Genomic DNA, 15,786 nt, shown 5'->3' on the forward strand with positions numbered 1-15,786 from the left:
TTGCGGCGGTGAGCGACGTCATCTTCACCATCCTGGCCATTGCCATGCTGCTGACGATCGTCAGCCTGCTGGTACCGCTGGCTGAACGTTTGCGATTGCCGCACACGGTGCTCCTCGCTGTCGCGGGCCTGGGGTTGGGTCTGTGGACGTCCTGGATCTCGGCCCACGCCGATTTCGACGGCTTGCTGCGCGATGCGGTGAGAGGGCTTCAGCATATGGAGCTCGGCACCGATCTCTTCTTGCTGCTGTTCCTGCCGCCGCTGCTGTTCACCGCCGGTCTCACGATCGACGTGCGTCGCTTGATCGACGAGATGTCGGCGGTCCTGCTGCTGGCGATCGTCGCGGTGCTGGTATGCATTGTCGGGGTCGCCGGCGTGGTCCATCTCGCCACCGGATCCGACATCCTTGTCTGTCTTCTGGTCGGCACGATCGTGTCGACCACCGATCCTGCCGCCGTGATCGGCATCTTCCGTGACGTCGGCGCGCCTAAGCGCCTGTCCATTCTGGCCGAGGGCGAGTCGCTGCTGAACGATGCCGTGGCCATCGCCTCCTTCGGCTTCATCATGGAGCTGCTGGTCTCGCGGTTTTCGCCCGAACTGGGGACTGCACCGCTGGCCGAGGCGACGGCGCCGATCCTCGCCGTCGTAGAAGATTTCCTAGGCGGCGTGGTCTTCGGCTTCGTGCTGGCGCGCGTGGCGATGGTGATCCTGCCGCGGCTCGGTGAGTCGGATACCGCGATCTCCTCGGTGACGGTCAGCCTTGCCTATCTCAGCTATATCGTTGCGGATCACTACCTCGGCGTGTCCGGCGTCGTGGCCGTCGTTGTGGCGGCCCTGACCGTCGCCGCCTACGGTCCGACACACCTCCACCCGCGGCAATGGACGGCGTTGCGCCAGATCTGGCGGCAGCTCGACTTCTGGAGCAATTGCCTGATCTTCGTGCTGGCCTCCATGGTGGCGGCGCAGTTCCTGCCGCAGATCACCTGGCTCTACGTGTGGGGGCTGCTGGCGGTGGTGGTCGGCGCCATGCTGGCGCGCACGCTGGTTGTGTTCGGCATGTTGCCTCTGCTCGAGTTGCTGCGCCTCGTGCAGCCCGTCGACCGCCATTACAAGGCCATCCTCGTGTGGGGCGGGCTGCGCGGCGCCGTCACCATCGTCTTGGCGATGGTGGTCGCGGCGGATACGCGGTTGCCGGCCGGCGTGCGCGAGTTCACGGCCGAACTGGCGACGCTGTTCGTCCTTTTCACCCTGCTGGTGAACGCCACCACGCTTGGCCTGCTGATGCGGGCGATGGGGCTCAACAAGCTCAGCCGGCTGGAAGTGGCTCTGCGCGATCGCGTGTTGGCCCTGTCGCGGGTGAACGTCCAGCGCCAGCTCCGCCAGATCATTCGCGAGCACAATGAACGCGTCGTCGGGCTCGATGTCGATCCTGCCTCGGCCGGCGATGCCGAGATCGAGTCGCCGCCGGCCGAGCTCGCACTCCAGCTCGATGAACGGGTGATGGTAGGGCTGCTGACCCTTTGCACCCAGGAGAAGGAACTCTACCTGGACCTGTTCGAGCAGCAGACCTTGTCGCGGCGGATGGTGGCGATCCTGTCGGCGCGGGCGGACCGGCTGATCGATGCCGTGCGCGATCGCGGCGCCGAAGGCTACCTGGAGGTGGTGCAGAGCTTCACGCGGCCGCACTTTTCGTTCCGGCTCGGTCTGTGGCTGCAGCGGCGCTTCGCGTTCGACGGTCTGCTGAAGGAATGGCTCGCCGACCGGTTCGAGGTCCTGATGGTGTCCCAGGACGTGCTGGCCGAGCTTGCCGCCTTCAACTTGAACTCGGTGGCCGATCTATTAGGGGCCGATGCGGAAGCGCGGCTGGACGCCATGGTCAAGGACCGGCAGGAACTGGTGGCGCGGTCGCTCAAGGCGCTTTCGCTGCAATATCCCGGCTATGCCGAATCGATCCGGGATCGCCAGCTCGAACGCGCCGCCATCCGCTTCGAGGCGGCCGAGTATGCGCGCCGCCTGCAGGAGTCGATCATCAGCCGCGAGGTCTACGCCGACCTGCGGCGGCAGCTGAACGCGCGGCGCAAGGGCGTGGCCCGCCGGCCCACACTCGATCTGGGTCTGGAGCTTGCCGGGATGATTGCCCGGGTGCCACTGTTCGCGGCGCTCGACGGTGCCGCGGTACGCGAGGTCAGCCGCCGCCTGAGACCCCTGGTCGCCATGCCGGGCGAGAAGATCGTGGCCAAGGGCGGCCCGCCCGATGCCATGTATTTCATCGCCGCGGGCGAGGTCGAGGTGCATGTCGGCGAGATCACCGTGACCCTGAAGGAAGGCGATTTCTTCGGCGAGATGGGCCTCCTGGAGTCGCGGCCGCGCAACGCCGACGTCTTCGCCTCCGGTTACTGCCACCTTCTGGTCCTGTACCGGAAGGACTTCAACGAGCTGCTCGAGGAGCGACCAAACGTCCGGGCCGAGATCGAGGCGGTGGCCGCGCGCCGCATGAGCGAGGCGCCGGCTGCGTCCTAGTCGGTTGCCCCTTGGAGCCAAAAGGGTTACCAACCGCGCCGATCAGCGTTTTCGGAGCAAGAGGGATGTCGCTCGACAAGGACACGGTGGCGCGCATTGCGCGGCTCGCCCGTCTGAAGGTGCCGGAAGAGGAGCTCAGCACCCTGGCGGGTGAGCTGTCGGGAATTCTCGCCTGGATCGAGCAATTGAACGAGGTCGACACCGGCAATGTGCCGCCGCTGGCCAGCGTGTCGGACGTGACGCTGCCCCTGCGCGCCGACAAGGTGACGGATGGCGGCATCGCCGGAAAGGTGCTGTCCAACGCGCCGGGCGGAGCCGTCTACATCGATCCGACCGACCGCAATGCCGGCGGGTTCTTCACCGTTCCGAAAGTGGTGGAGTAGCCCATGACCGCCCTGACAGATCTCACCGTCGCCGGCCTCGCGGCCGCAATGGCGAAGAAGGAGGCGAGCGCCGTCGAGGTGGTGGACGCGCACCTGAAGAAGCTCGACGAGCATCGCGCGCTCAACGCCTTCATCACCGAGACGCCGGACAAAGCGCGGGAGATGGCCAAGGCGTCCGACGAACGTCGCGCCAGGGGCGAGGCGGGCCTGCTCGAAGGCGTGCCACTGGCCATCAAGGACCTGTTCTGCACCGAGGGCGTTCAGACGACGGCCGCGTCGCATATCCTCGAAGGCTTCGTGCCGCCCTATGAGAGCACGGTCACCGCCAATCTGTGGAAGGCTGGCGCGGTGATGGTCGGCAAGACCAATCTCGACGAATTCGCCATGGGCTCGTCGAACATGACGAGCTATTTCGGTGGCGTCGAAAATCCCTGGAAGCGCAAAGGCGACAACCGCAAGCTGGTTCCGGGCGGTTCGTCCGGCGGTTCGGCGGCGGCGGTCGCCGCCTACATGGTTCCGGGCAGCACCGGCACCGACACCGGCGGTTCGATCCGTCAGCCGGCTTCGTTCTGCGGCATCGTCGGGCTGAAGCCGACCTACGGCCGCTGCTCCCGCTGGGGCGTCGTCGCCTTCGCCAGTTCGCTCGACCAGCCGGGCCCGTTCGCGCGCACCGTCGAGGATGCGGCGCTGCTGCTGCAGGGGATGGCGGGGCACGATCCCAAGGATTCGACATCGGCGCCGCTCGCGGTGCCGGATTTCGCCGCTGCGGCGCGCGATCCGAACGTGAAGGGCCTCAAGATCGGCATTCCCAGGGAATACCGCGCCGACGGCACCTCGCCCGAGATCCTGGCGCTGTGGGACAAGGGCATGGAGATGCTGAAGGCGGCGGGGGCCGAGCCGGTCGAGGTCTCGCTGCCGCACACCAAGTACGCGCTGCCCGCCTATTACATCGTGGCGCCGGCGGAATGCTCCTCGAACCTGGCCCGCTACGACGGTGTGCGCTACGGCCTGCGCGTGCCGGGCAAGGACCTCACCGAGATGTACGAGAACACGCGCGGTGCCGGGTTCGGCAAGGAAGTGCGCCGGCGCATCATGATCGGCACCTATGTCCTCTCGGCCGGCTATTACGACGCCTACTACAAGAAGGCACAGCAGGTGCGCGCGCTGATCGCCCGCGATTTCCAGCAGGCCTTCGAGAAGTGCGACGTGCTGCTGACGCCGACCGCGCCGACGGCCGCGTTTGCCGCCGGCGAGAAGATGGACGATCCGGTGACCATGTATCTCAACGACATGTTCACCATCCCGGCCTCCATGGCCGGCCTGCCCGGCATCTCCGTGCCGGTCGATCTCGACAAGGACGGCCTGCCGCTCGGTCTGCAGCTCATCGGCCGCTCGTTCGACGAGGAGACGGTGCTGCGCGCCGCTGCTGCGCTCGAGAAGGCGGCGGGTTTCAAGGGCCGGGCTGCCGGTTACTGATCAAGGGCAGCGGCTGGGCGGCCGCTGCTGATCGGTCCATCCTGGGAAGGGCCGTGCGGCGTGAATCGCGATGGCGAAGTGCCGAAGTGGCGGCGGAACATGGCGGTGAAGGCGCTCGGGCTTTCATAGCCCAGGTCGAAGGCGATGTCGGTAACCGATATGCCTGCCGCAAGTCGGTCGAGTGCCTGCAGCAGGCGCAGCCGCTGACGCCACGCCGAGAAGGTCAGCCCGGTCTCCTGGACGAAGTGCCGCGTAATCGTGCGGCGTGAAAGGCCAAACGTGTCGGCAAGCACGTCGAGCGAGCGAGCCTCGGCCGGCTCGGCGATGACCCTCTCGACCAGCCTGGCCAGGCGCGGATGCGTCGGGATGAGCAAGAACTGACGTTGCAATGGCAGCGCCGCGATCTCGTCGAGCACGATCGCCTCGACACGCGATTCGGGGGACGCCGAGGCGGGCTTGTGCGCCCATGACGTGACCCGCGCCACGGCTTCGCGCAGGAGCGATGGAGTGCTGGCCATGCCGAGTTGACGCGGCAAGCCCGCGCAAATCGAGCGCGCCACGTAGACGTAATAGCCGGAAAGATTTCCGTGCAGGCGCAGCGAGTGCTCATGGTCTGGAGGGATCCAGAAGGTGTGTCCGGCCGGCACGACCCAGCTTCCGGACTTGGTCTGCACGGTTAACAGGCCTGTCGAGATCAGCAACGCCTGGCCCCGTTCATGACGATGGGATCTCACGACAGCGGGCTCACGAGCCCGGGCCCGGCCCATGGCCAGCACCACCGGCTGCTCGGGGTGATCGATGTCGGCCAAGGTCTGAATCGGTCGTCGCATGTCCCCAACTCGATAGTTCCCGTCCCGCGTCCGAAAGCGCGACCTATAGCGCCAATGATAATCATTCGCAATTAGATGATGTCATGGCCTTGGGCCTTGCAGAGGAGCGTAATGAAGCCACAGAGGCGAACGGCGCCGCGAGCAGCGGTCGGCGCAACCATGATTGCTTTGTCGACGATGCTTGGCGGTCCGACGGTGCAGGGGCAGGACGCGGACAGTTCGGGCGACAAGGCCAACAAGGGCACGCCATCGCCCTCGCCATCGATCACCTTGCCGTCGATCACGGTCACGGCCGATAGCGCGGACGAGGTGAAGGGATATGTCGCCCCGACATCCGTCGGCGCGACCAAGACGGGAACGCCGCTTCTGGAAACGCCGCAGACGGTGACAGTCATCACACGGCAGGAACTCGATGCGCGGCAATCGCAGTCCTTGCGGATGGCCTTGCAATACGCGCCCGGCGTTCAGGCCAGCAACGATGCCGACAACCGCATCGACAGCATCACCGCGCGTGGCTTCACCCTCGACCAGTTCCTCGACGGGCTGAAGCTTCTGTCAGGAACGTGGACGGTGCCGAAGGTCGAGCCCTATCTGCTCGATCGGCTGGAGATCCTGGAAGGGCCCTCCTCGGTGCTCTACGGGCAGGCTTCGCCCGGCGGCATCGTGAACATGGTCAGCAAGAAGCCGACCAAGACGCCAGTCAACGAGGTGCAACTCCAGACCGGCAGCTTCGGCCGCCTTCAGGGCGCGTTCGACGTCGGCGGTCCGATCGATGAGGAGGGGCATTTCCTCTACCGACTGACCGGCGTTGCCCGCACGACCGATGCGCAGGTCTCCTACATGCAGGAACAGCGGCTCAACATCGCGCCGGCTTTCACCTGGACCCCGGATGCCGACACGCGCTTCACGCTGTTAGCCAATCTTCTCTACGATCCCAAGGGCGGCTTCTGGGATTTGCTGCCCACCAATGGCACTCTGCAACCGAATCCCTACGGTCAGATCCCGCGCAATTTCTACACCGGCGATCTCGGCTTCGAGCATTTCTATCGCACGCAGGCGATGGTCGGTTACGAGTTCGAGCATCGTTTCGCCGATGGGATCACCGCCCGGCAGAACGTCCGCTTCAACCATATGGTCATCGACTATGCGGCGGTTCAGGGACTGACGCTGCAGTCGAACGGCTACACGCTCAATCGTCAGGCCTATACGGCCAACGAACAGTTGGACACGATCAGTGTCGACAACCAGCTGCAGGCGAACGTTCAAACGGGACCGATACGGCATACCCTGCTGGGTGGCCTCGATTATCAGCATGTCAGCTGGAACAACCTTACGAGGCTCGGGACGGCGCCGACGCTCAACATCCTGTCGCCTACCTATTACCAGTTCATTCCCTATCCCAGCGTGTTCCAGAACGCGTTCCAGACCCAGGATCAGGTGGGTATTTATGCCGAGGAACAGGCGCGCATCGATCGCTGGTCGCTTCTGCTGGCGGGCCGCGGCGACCAAGTCAGTTCGAACACCGTGAATCGCCTCACGAACACCACGTCGACGCAGAGCAATTTCGCCTTCACGACCCGCGTCGGACTGACCTACCTGTTCGACAGTGGCGTGGCCCCCTATGCCAGCTACGCGACGTCGTTCCAGCCGACGATCGGCACCGGCGCCTCGGGAACGGCCTTTCAGCCGACGAGAGGAGAACAGGAAGAGATTGGCATCAAGTACCAGCCGCACAGTGTGAACGCCATGTTTACCGTCTCCGCCTACAACCTCGTGCAGACCAACGTTCTCACCGTCGATCCCAGCAATCCGAACTTCAACGTCCAGACCGGTGCCGTGAGGTCACGCGGCATCGAGGTCTCGGCTGTCGGTAGCCTGCAGAACGGGCTGAATTTTCGTGCGTCCTACAGTTATCTGGACAACAAGATCATCAGCGCCAACGACGGCACCGTGGGGAATCGTCTCGCCAACGTGCCGGCCAACCTCGCATCACTATGGGCCGATTACACCCTGCAGACTGGATCGCTGGCGGGCTTCGGTCTGGGCGGCGGCGTGCGCTATGTCGGTACGTCCTACACGACAAACGCCAACACCGTTCAGATTCCCGACTACGTCGTCTTCGACGCCGCGCTGCATTACGACTTCGGGGTCACGCATCCCAACATGAAGGGCATCCGGTTTGCACTGAACGGCTACAATATCGGTGACAACGAATACGTCTCGTTCTGTTCGGCTACCGGCTGCCGATACGGAATGGGGCGCACTGTCCTGGCGACGCTGACCTATGGCTGGTGAGGAGCGCGCAGGGGATAGCGACATCTCCGACAAGAGAGGATCGACTTCCAGGCCTTCGGCTCCAGCCGCGGGATCGCCCAACAGAGGGCTGCGCCGGTGGATGGTCGTCCATAAGTGGACAAGCCTGGCCTGCACGGCATTCCTCCTCGTGATCTGTCTGACCGGGTTGCCGCTGATATTCCGGGAGGAGATCAGCGACTGGCTGGACGACAGCAGCTCTCGCGCCGAGCTGCCGGCCGACGCGCCATCGGCGGATATTGACGATCTCGTTGCCGAGGCACGACGGCGCCATCCCGACATGATCGTCGCCGCGATCCTTATCGACGATGCCAAACCACAGGTCGTTGTCTGGATGGCAAGCTCCTGGGCAGACTTCCAGGACGCGGGGCGCCGTCGTTTCATCAAGTTTGATTCCCGCACCGGTCAGGTGCTCGGAGAATCGGGCTCGGGCAAGTCTCCTGGCGCAGCGTTCGTGGACTGGATGCTTCACCTGCACGCCGATCTCTTCGTCGGCCTCGGTGGCGAGCTGTTCCTGGGCGTGATCGGCCTGTTGTTCGTCGCGGCTGTCGTTTCAGGCGTCGTCCTGTATGGACCGTTCATGCGCAAGCTGGCCTTCGGTGCGGTTCGTCAGGGGCAGGGATCGCGGATCCGATGGCTCGATCTGCATAATCTGCTCGGCATCGTCACGCTGAGCTGGGCCCTGGTCGTGGGCGTCACCGGCGTCGTTAACGAGTTGACGACACCACTGTTCGCTTTGTGGCAGCGCACAGATTTGCGTGCTGTTCTGGCGGCCCAGGCCGGAACGCCGCCGACGGTGCCGGAACTCTCGTCGCTACAGGCCGCGCTCGCCGCCGTCCGTGGCGCGATGCCCGACCGGTTCGCGACGAGCGCTGCCTTTCCCGGCAGTCCCTATGGCACGCCCCATCACTACTTGATCTGGACCAAGGGCACGACGCCGCTCACGGCGCGCCTGCTCACGCCGGTCATGGTCGATGCCCACACGGGTGAACTGAGGGAGATCCTGACGTTACCGTGGTACCTGCGCGCCCTCGAGGTCTCGAGACCTTTGCATTTCGGCGACTATGGTGGCCTGCCGCTGAAAGTGATCTGGGCATTGCTGGATGTGGTGACGATCACCGTACTGGCGAGTGGCTTGTATCTCTGGCTGTCGAAGCGGCGGCAGCGCGATCAGGTCGAAGTAGAAGCCGGCAGAGGGTGACGATGACCACACGCAACTCGGCGGTCTGGCGATGGCCGATCATGCTCGCTTTATTGACGGTGTTCGGCCTCCTGTCGGCGCTCCTGGGCGAAGGCGGCGTTTGGTGGCCGTTGTCCTGGCTCGCTCTGGCGTCGCCCCTTGTCGCCATTGGGGCATGTCTTGCGGCCGGAATTGACCGAACCGCACGCCACTGACGGCAGCTTTCCTGCCTCCGTAAAACTGTTCCGCAAGGATTGCTTGCCGGTGACGTGAGACGGTGAGACGCTGCGAGCGTCGCGACCGTTCTCGAGAACGCAGCGTTCAAGGGCCTGACAGTTATTGGAAGAAGAGGGGGCGGATATGCGGTGGGGTTCGCTGGCGGGCGTTACCGCTCTTGTGCTGGTTCTCGCGTCCTGTGCTCATCAGCCTCCACCCTCAGGCGGCGCTCCATTGCCGGGCTTCTTCCTCGGCTTGGTGCACGGCTACATCTCGTTCTTCTCGTTGATCGCCAGCCTGTTTTTCCAGGTCCGTATCTACGAGTTTCCCAATAACGGCTTCTTTTACGATCTGGGTTTCATCGTCGGTGTCTTCGCCTTCTATGGCAGTGGCCGACAGACCTACGTCTACACCTCGGCGCGCTGGCGGTAGCGCGTCGCCTGGCGGCTGCCTCCCGATCGCCCGGCCGTTCCAGGGCCAGCCTGAGCCGCTGAGCGAACAGGATCGATCCCGTCATTCCTTCGATTGCGTTACACTTGCAGCAAAATCGGAGGAACGACATGGCGGACTACGACCTGATCGTGCGTGGCGGAACAGTCGCCGACGGTACCGGCACCGGCTTGCGCGAGGCGGATGTCGCGATGAAGGGCGGCAGGATTGCAGCCGTTGGCCCCATCGCTGGACGCGGCAAGGAGGAGATCGCGGCCAAAGGCCTGCTGGTGACGCCGGGCTTCGTCGACATCCATACGCATTATGACGGCCAGGCCACTTGGGATTCGCATCTGCAACCGTCGAGCTGGCACGGCGTCACGACCGCGGTGATGGGCAATTGCGGCGTCGGTTTCGCGCCTGTGAAGCCCGCCGATCGCGACCGGCTCGTGGAGCTGATGGAAGGCGTCGAGGACATTCCCGGCGCCGCGCTGCACGAGGGCTTGGCCTGGTCGTGGGAATCCTTTGGCCAGTATCTCGATGCGCTGGAGCGGCGGCCGCGCGACATGGATCTCGGCGCCCAGCTTCCGCACGGGGCGCTGCGGGTGTTCGTGATGGGAGAGCGGGCGGCGCGCCTGGAGGAGGCGACGGCGGAGGAGGTCGCGCACATGCGCGCACTCACCGCACAGGCCATGCGGGACGGCGCGCTCGGTTTCTCGACGTCGCGCACCCTCAATCATCGCACCGTGAAGGGCGATCCGACGCCGTCCTTGCTCGCGTCGGAGGCGGAGCTTCTCGGCATCGCCCTTGGCATGAAGGATGCGGGCTCGGGCGTGATCGAATTCATCTCCGACTTCAATACGCCCAATCCCGAAACCGAGTTCGAGATGTTGGACCGGTTGCTGACAGCCAGTGGCAGGCCGTTCTCGGTTTCATTGGCGCAGCGGCACAGCCGGCCCGACGGCTGGCGTCGTCTGCTGGGGCTGGTGGAGGGATTGGCGGCGAAAGGGCATGTCGCCAAGGCGCAGGTGGCACCACGGCCGATCGGCGTGCTGCAGGGGCTACAGGCCAGCCGCATTCCGTTCTCGATGTGCCGCTCGTACAAGGAGATCGCGCACAAGAGTGTCGCCGAGCGTCTGGCGATCCTGCGCGATCCGGCCTTCCGGGCGAAAATCCTGGAGGAATCGCACGAGCCGCTGCGCTCGGAGATGGCGGCGCGGCTGACCGACTACGATCGCATGTTCCCGCTCGGCGATCCGCCCGACTACGAACCGCCGCAGGAGAGTTCTCTCGGTGCTCGCGCGCGTCGCGAAGGCCGAGATCCTCGCGAAGTCGTCTACGACTATCTGATCGAGGGTGAAGGCAAGAACTTCATCTTCGCACCCTTCGCCAACTACGCGGCCTACAATCTCGATTGCTGTCGCGAGATGATGCAGAGCCCGCACACGCTGATCGGGCTGGGCGATGGCGGCGCCCATGTCGGCTTGATCTCCGACGGCTCCTTCCCGACGACGCTGCTGGCCCATTGGGGCCGCGACCGCAAGCGTGACCGGCTCGATGTTTCCTGGCTGGTTAGGCGACAAACGCTCGACAATGCGCTGGCCATCGGGCTCGCAGATCGCGGACGCATCGCGCCCGGCTATAAGGCCGATCTCAACGTCATAGACTTCGACAGGCTCGGCCTCGAGGCGCCGGTGATGAAGTGGGATCTGCCGGCCGGCGGCAAGCGCCTGCTGCAGCGGGCGAAGGGCTATCGCGCCACCATCGTCTCCGGCACCGTCACCTATCGCGATGGCGAAGCGACCGGCGCGCTGCCCGGAAAGCTGGTGCGCGGCGCGCGGACTGTGGTGGCCTGAGAAGAGCTCGAGAAGGAAATTCCTGGATCGGCTCCAACGTATATCAGGCAAAGGAAAAAATTCCATCTGGTCGGAGTCCAGACGATGTTCTTATGATAGTCGATGGACTTACGCCAACTGCGCTATTTCACGGCCATCGCTCGTGAAGGCAGCCTGACTGCGGCTGCGCGCTACCTACGAATCGCGCAGCCGGCTCTTAGTCAGCACGTCTTGGCGCTGGAGCGCGAACTTGGCGCACGACTGCTCGAACGTGGACCACGCGGTGTTCGGCTGACGGAGTCGGGCAAGACGTTACTCCAGCATGCGCTTGTGGTGCTTCAGGATATCGAAAGGGCGCGGGAGGCCATCAGTGATTCCAGAGGCGCGGTTGCCGGGCACGTGGCAATCGGTTTACCAACGACCGTCGCGACCTTCTTGGGCGTACCTCTGCTCCGAGCCGCATTTACCGAATATCCGCAACTAACCGTGCGGCTGGTGGAAAGTCACAGTGGCTTCTTGCACGAATGGCTCGAAGCAGGGCGGCTCGATCTTGCCATACTGTTCAATGTCACCGACGCGGAGAGATTGGACCTTACGCCATTGATCGTTGACGAATTGTACTTGATCAGTTCTGCAGACGCAGCACTCCATGGCAACGAGATCCGTTTCGTCGACCTTAGTCAACTTGACTTGCTCATGTCGAGCCAACCGCATGGTTTGCGGCGACAGCTTGATGATACGGCTTTCCTGGTGTGTGGGAAGGCGGCGCGGGTGAAGGCAGAGATCAATGCTCTTACCACGCTCAAGAGCATGGTCGAGGCGGGCTTGGGCCATACGCTCCTGCCGCTCGCTGCCGTTCGACGAGAGCTTGCGGCGGGTACCCTCGTCGCGCGGCGGATTATCAATCCCGTGATCGAGCGTCATGCCGCCCTGGTATCGTCGTCACGACGACCACAGACGCGAGCTCAGCGGGCGATGGTAGATATCGTCCGCGATGTCTGCGGCCAGGTCATTGCGGATGGTGTATGGCCGGGTGTGCCCAAACCGCATGTACACTTGAGACAAGCACCTTGTCTCAAGCCCTCAAGCAGGCCTGGACGCAAGCTGGAGCCCGCCTAGCACTTGCTCTCAGCACATAAGAAATCCTTCTGGAGAATAGGCTTTTTAAGTATTTGTTGCCTGAACTATCCGTCGTCACTCTTGATGGAACAAAGCCATCACTGATGGAGCGAGATGGGTGGCGTATTTTGTGTGGTCTTTGCCCATCTTCATTGTCGCAGCTTTGATTGTTTCGGGTCGGGCTTCATCAGCTCAGGCCGGATGTTGTGGCCTCGCGGTCGCAATCGTGGTGGTGCTGACATCCGCACCCAATTCTTCTTTCACCGCTCCGCAGGCCGTGCTCGCAATGGCTCGCGGGGTATGGCTCGGCCTACTTGTCGGGGCCGTCATCCTGGGGGGACTTTTCTTTCGAGAAGCCATCTCCGGCGCAACGGACGCGACTGAGCTGGGGCCGATTCCGATCGCGCTGCGGCGGCAACAACTTTACAGCAGCTGCTTTCTTGTTGGCCCTTTCGCCGAGGCGGCAACGGGCTTTGGCTTAGGTCAGGTCACAATCGCTCCTGTCCTGAAGCGCATTGAAGTCACCCCTATGAACGGCGTGATCTTTGGCCTTTTCAGTCAGGTGATGGTGCCTTGGGGTGCCCTGGCGAATGGCACGATCGTGGGCGCGGAACTCGCTGGGCTTTCTCCGAGCATCCTTGGGCTGCACAGCGCTCAGCTTACCGGACTCCTGCTATTTACGTGGCTTTGCCTGTTCTGGCGCCTCGCAGCTGCCGCCGGAGTAAGCGGAAGCTGCCGCGATTTCATAAGCGAAGCGGCCTTTACGATGATGGCGGTTGCGCTTCTTATTCTTGCCAATATGAAGATCGGCCCCGAGGTCGCGGCCATGGCAGCACTCGGACCGCTGATCGCCGCTCGATTCGTGTTCGACTTATTGTCAGGTCGTAGCTGTTGGCGGACCGCGTTCCACGTAGGAGTACCCTATGCGATACTGATCGCAGGGCTAGCGGCAACGAGGGCCATTCAGCCGGTAAACCAGTTCCTCAGCCACGCGGTCGTGGTCCGTCCGTTTGCCGATGGTGCCATATGGCTCCCATTGTTGCATCCCGGTTCTTGGCTGCTGGCTGTCGGGCTCATGACGGCGCTTTTTAGGGGAGAACCGATCGGTGCCGCCTTCGTGAGCGCATGGCGGCGTGGGAAGAAGGCAGTAGCCACTATCGTGCTGTTTCTTGCTATGGCACAGGTGATGGTGGCGTCAGGCGTCGCGAGCGGCATTGCCGGCGGTCTGCGGTCGTCACTAGGTGTTGCTGCCGTGCTGGCAACACCGGTACTTGCAAGTCTATTCGGCTTCATAACGAGCAGCAGCAGCGCAACCAACGGGCTGTTGATGCCCGCCCAGGCCGCTCTCGCCCAAGCGACCCACTTAAGCTTGTCGTGGCTCGCAGCTGTCCAGAACGTAGCCGCGGCAGCAGCGACCATGCTCAGCCCGGTACGACTGGCAATGGGGTGTGCCCTTGTCGGCAGGCCAGATCTCGAACGCTCGGCCTACGCGCATGCGTGGCCACTAGGCGTGATACCGTTGGTCATTCTGATCGGCGCAACGATAGCTCTGGCTTGTTGATCCGACGACGCCGAAGCGCTTCCGGCGCCGTCGATGTTCCAGCGCGCCGAGTCCTGGCCGGCGCGGCGCCATGTCGTTCTACGACTTATATTCGACCAGGACTTCCCGATACGGCTTGCTGCCGGCGTTGCGGGCTTTGTGCGTGGCGGGGACCCGCATTCCCTTGCCCGGCTCGGAAAGGACTTCCAGGAAGCCGTTGTCGTATTTCAGCGAATAGACGGCGCCCGTCGGCACTTCCAGCGTACCGAGATCCTTGCCGTCCCTGTCGAAGATCTGAAGCGGAGCGCCTTCGATCGCGTACCACATGTAGGCATGTTCATGCGTGTGGATCGGTGTTTCCTCGCCGGGAGCGAGGGTGAAGTTCCACACGATGACCTTGTCGTTCTCGAAGACCTTCTCGGTTCCGACGCCAGCCATGGCTTCCTCCTTTTGGGCGCATGACACCGCGTAGCACTCGCGCCCATTCCGTGTACGCGGGCTTTCTCGGCTCGACGGATCCGTCGGAGGCGACCCTCAGAAACCGTGTCGACCACCGCCGGTTCAGTCGAGGCATGATGCCAAGGGGCAGACGGCGATGCCAGCGCTCCGACAGGTCCGTGCTGCTGCGCGGGCGCCCGGGCCAGCCTCCCACCGGAACGGGCGAGACCTAATTGAGGTTCTCTCGCGGGCCTCAAAACTAAACCTCACCCTGAGGAGGCGCGCAGCGCCGTCTCGAAGGGTGGAAAGCAAACGTGGTGCTTGCTGCCCCCCTTCGAGACGCGGCCTGCGGCCGCTCCTCAGGGTGAGTGCCGTTGGAGCGTGCATCGACAGCGCTTCCAGCCCGCTCATCCTTCTCGCCGCGGGTATGGTGAGCGTGCCGGAGGCCCGCGGTCCAGCGAGATGAGGTGCCGCTGGAACGGGCCTTGGTCAATCGCCCTGGATGTTGTTGTCCCTAATGACCTTGAACCAGCGCTCCTGCTCGCTCTTCTGGTAGGCGGCGAACTGCTCGGGCGATGTGGTCAGGGTTTCCATGTTGAACTGCTCGACGAACTTCTGGGTCACGTCGGGCGAACGCGCCGCCTTGGTCAGTTCGGCATGCATGCGGTCGATGATCGGGCCCGGCGTTCCGGACGGAACGTAAATTCCCCACCACGAGTAGGAGGGGTAGGTCTTGATGCCTTGCTCGATCAGCGTCGCCGTATCTGGCAGCGCCGGCGTGCGCTTCTCGCTGGTAACGCCGATCGCCCGCACTTTGCCCGAGCGGATATGGGGGCTGAGCGAGGTGAGGCTGCCGATGGCGATATCCGTCACGCCGCCCAGAATGTCCTGATTGAGAGGGCCGCCGCCCTTGTAGGGAATCAGATTGAGATCGACGTCGTTCTCTTTCTTGAGCAGCGTCATCAGGACCAGTGCCTGGCTGGCGCCCAGCACTCCCATGCTGACCTTGCCGGGATGTTTCCTGGCGTCGGCAATGGCCTCGGCAAGGGTTCTGTAGGGGCGGTCCGGATGGGCGACGACGACCTGTGGCGTCCGTCCGACTTCCATCACATTGAAGAGCTCGGAATCCTTGTACGGCAGGCCCGCGGCGAAGGCCGGATTGAGGATGTGGCTGTCGAAGGTCAGCATCCAAGTCTGGCCGTCCGGCGGCGACTTCGCCACCACTGCCGCGCCCACGACGCCGGTGCCGCCTGGCTTGTTCTCGACGACGACGTTCCAGCCGGTGAGCTCGATCAGCTTGGCCTGCAGGATGCGGGCAACAGGATCGGCCGAGCCGCCGGGTGGGAAGGGCACGACGATCTTGAGGGGGCCTTTCGGCCATTCGCCCTGGGCCCTTCCGGGACGAGGCACAGCAAACAACGCGGCTGCGGTGCCGGCCAGAACCGACCGCCTGCCAATAACAGTCATTTTTCCTCCCTGCCTTATTGGACCAGACGTTACTTCAGCCC

At 63.8% G+C, this 15,786-nt stretch carries 12 protein-coding genes; 9 read left to right on the top strand and 3 right to left on the bottom strand.

The features are described 5' to 3' along the window. The first annotated feature begins 8 nt into the window (after positions 1–8). The 3 genes from B5D62_RS05315 (at position 9) to gatA (ending at position 4,378) form a co-directional block, all read left to right on the top strand. Positions 9–2,519: a cation:proton antiporter gene (locus B5D62_RS05315; RefSeq protein WP_085932744.1), complete on the top strand. Its 2,511-nt coding sequence runs from the start codon at positions 9–11 to the stop codon at positions 2,517–2,519. Positions 2,520–2,584: 65 nt separating this feature from the next. Continuing rightward, positions 2,585–2,902 (top strand): Asp-tRNA(Asn)/Glu-tRNA(Gln) amidotransferase subunit GatC, encoded by a 318-nt coding sequence (gene gatC / locus B5D62_RS05320; protein WP_085932745.1) that lies wholly within the window; start codon positions 2,585–2,587, stop codon positions 2,900–2,902. 3 nt (positions 2,903–2,905) lie between these two features. Next, positions 2,906–4,378 (top strand): Asp-tRNA(Asn)/Glu-tRNA(Gln) amidotransferase subunit GatA, encoded by a 1,473-nt coding sequence (gene gatA / locus B5D62_RS05325; RefSeq protein WP_085932746.1) that lies wholly within the window; start codon positions 2,906–2,908, stop codon positions 4,376–4,378. Here gatA and B5D62_RS05330 read toward each other — a convergent pair. Continuing rightward, positions 4,372–5,208: a helix-turn-helix domain-containing protein gene (locus B5D62_RS05330; protein WP_085932747.1), complete on the bottom strand. Its 837-nt coding sequence runs from the start codon at positions 5,206–5,208 to the stop codon at positions 4,372–4,374. The two genes, gatA and B5D62_RS05330, sit on opposite strands and share 7 nt — an antisense overlap. 159 nt (positions 5,209–5,367) lie before the next feature. On the opposite strand from B5D62_RS05330, the gene B5D62_RS05335 reads away from it, so the two are divergent. From B5D62_RS05335 to B5D62_RS05365, 6 genes are all read left to right on the top strand, one after another. Further along, complete coding sequence (locus tag B5D62_RS05335; RefSeq protein ID WP_170920794.1) at positions 5,368–7,503, top strand: TonB-dependent siderophore receptor; 2,136 nt, start codon at positions 5,368–5,370, stop codon at positions 7,501–7,503. Between the two features lie 100 nt (positions 7,504–7,603). Further along, positions 7,604–8,722, top strand: coding sequence for a PepSY-associated TM helix domain-containing protein (locus tag B5D62_RS05340; protein WP_139373726.1), 1,119 nt, complete (start codon positions 7,604–7,606; stop codon positions 8,720–8,722). 339 nt (positions 8,723–9,061) lie between these two features. Beyond that, positions 9,062–9,349 (top strand): hypothetical protein, encoded by a 288-nt coding sequence (locus tag B5D62_RS05350; RefSeq protein WP_085932751.1) that lies wholly within the window; start codon positions 9,062–9,064, stop codon positions 9,347–9,349. A 128-nt stretch (positions 9,350–9,477) separates the two neighbouring features. Then, entirely contained in the window at positions 9,478–11,202 is a 1,725-nt protein-coding gene (locus B5D62_RS05355) for an N-acyl-D-amino-acid deacylase family protein (RefSeq protein WP_085932752.1), read from the top strand. A 102-nt stretch (positions 11,203–11,304) separates the two neighbouring features. Next, positions 11,305–12,300, top strand: coding sequence for a LysR family transcriptional regulator (locus B5D62_RS05360; RefSeq protein WP_085932753.1), 996 nt, complete (start codon positions 11,305–11,307; stop codon positions 12,298–12,300). A 118-nt stretch (positions 12,301–12,418) separates the two neighbouring features. After that, positions 12,419–13,861 carry an L-lactate permease gene (locus tag B5D62_RS05365; RefSeq protein WP_139373727.1) on the top strand — a complete coding sequence of 481 codons (1,443 nt, stop codon included), beginning with the start codon at positions 12,419–12,421 and terminating at the stop codon, positions 13,859–13,861. Between the two features lie 78 nt (positions 13,862–13,939). Here the strand turns inward: B5D62_RS05365 and B5D62_RS05370 are convergent, their stop codons facing one another. Both B5D62_RS05370 and B5D62_RS05375 read right to left on the bottom strand, forming a co-directional pair. Further along, positions 13,940–14,278, bottom strand: coding sequence for a cupin domain-containing protein (locus tag B5D62_RS05370; RefSeq protein ID WP_085932755.1), 339 nt, complete (start codon positions 14,276–14,278; stop codon positions 13,940–13,942). Between the two features lie 489 nt (positions 14,279–14,767). Next, a complete protein-coding gene (locus B5D62_RS05375; RefSeq protein WP_085932756.1) occupies positions 14,768–15,745 on the bottom strand; it encodes a Bug family tripartite tricarboxylate transporter substrate binding protein in 978 nt (325 codons plus the stop codon). Positions 15,746–15,786 lie beyond the last annotated feature (41 nt).

Origin of the sequence: Enhydrobacter aerosaccus (assembly GCF_900167455.1) — a bacterium.
GTDB lineage: Bacteria > Pseudomonadota > Alphaproteobacteria > Reyranellales > Reyranellaceae > Reyranella > Reyranella aerosaccus.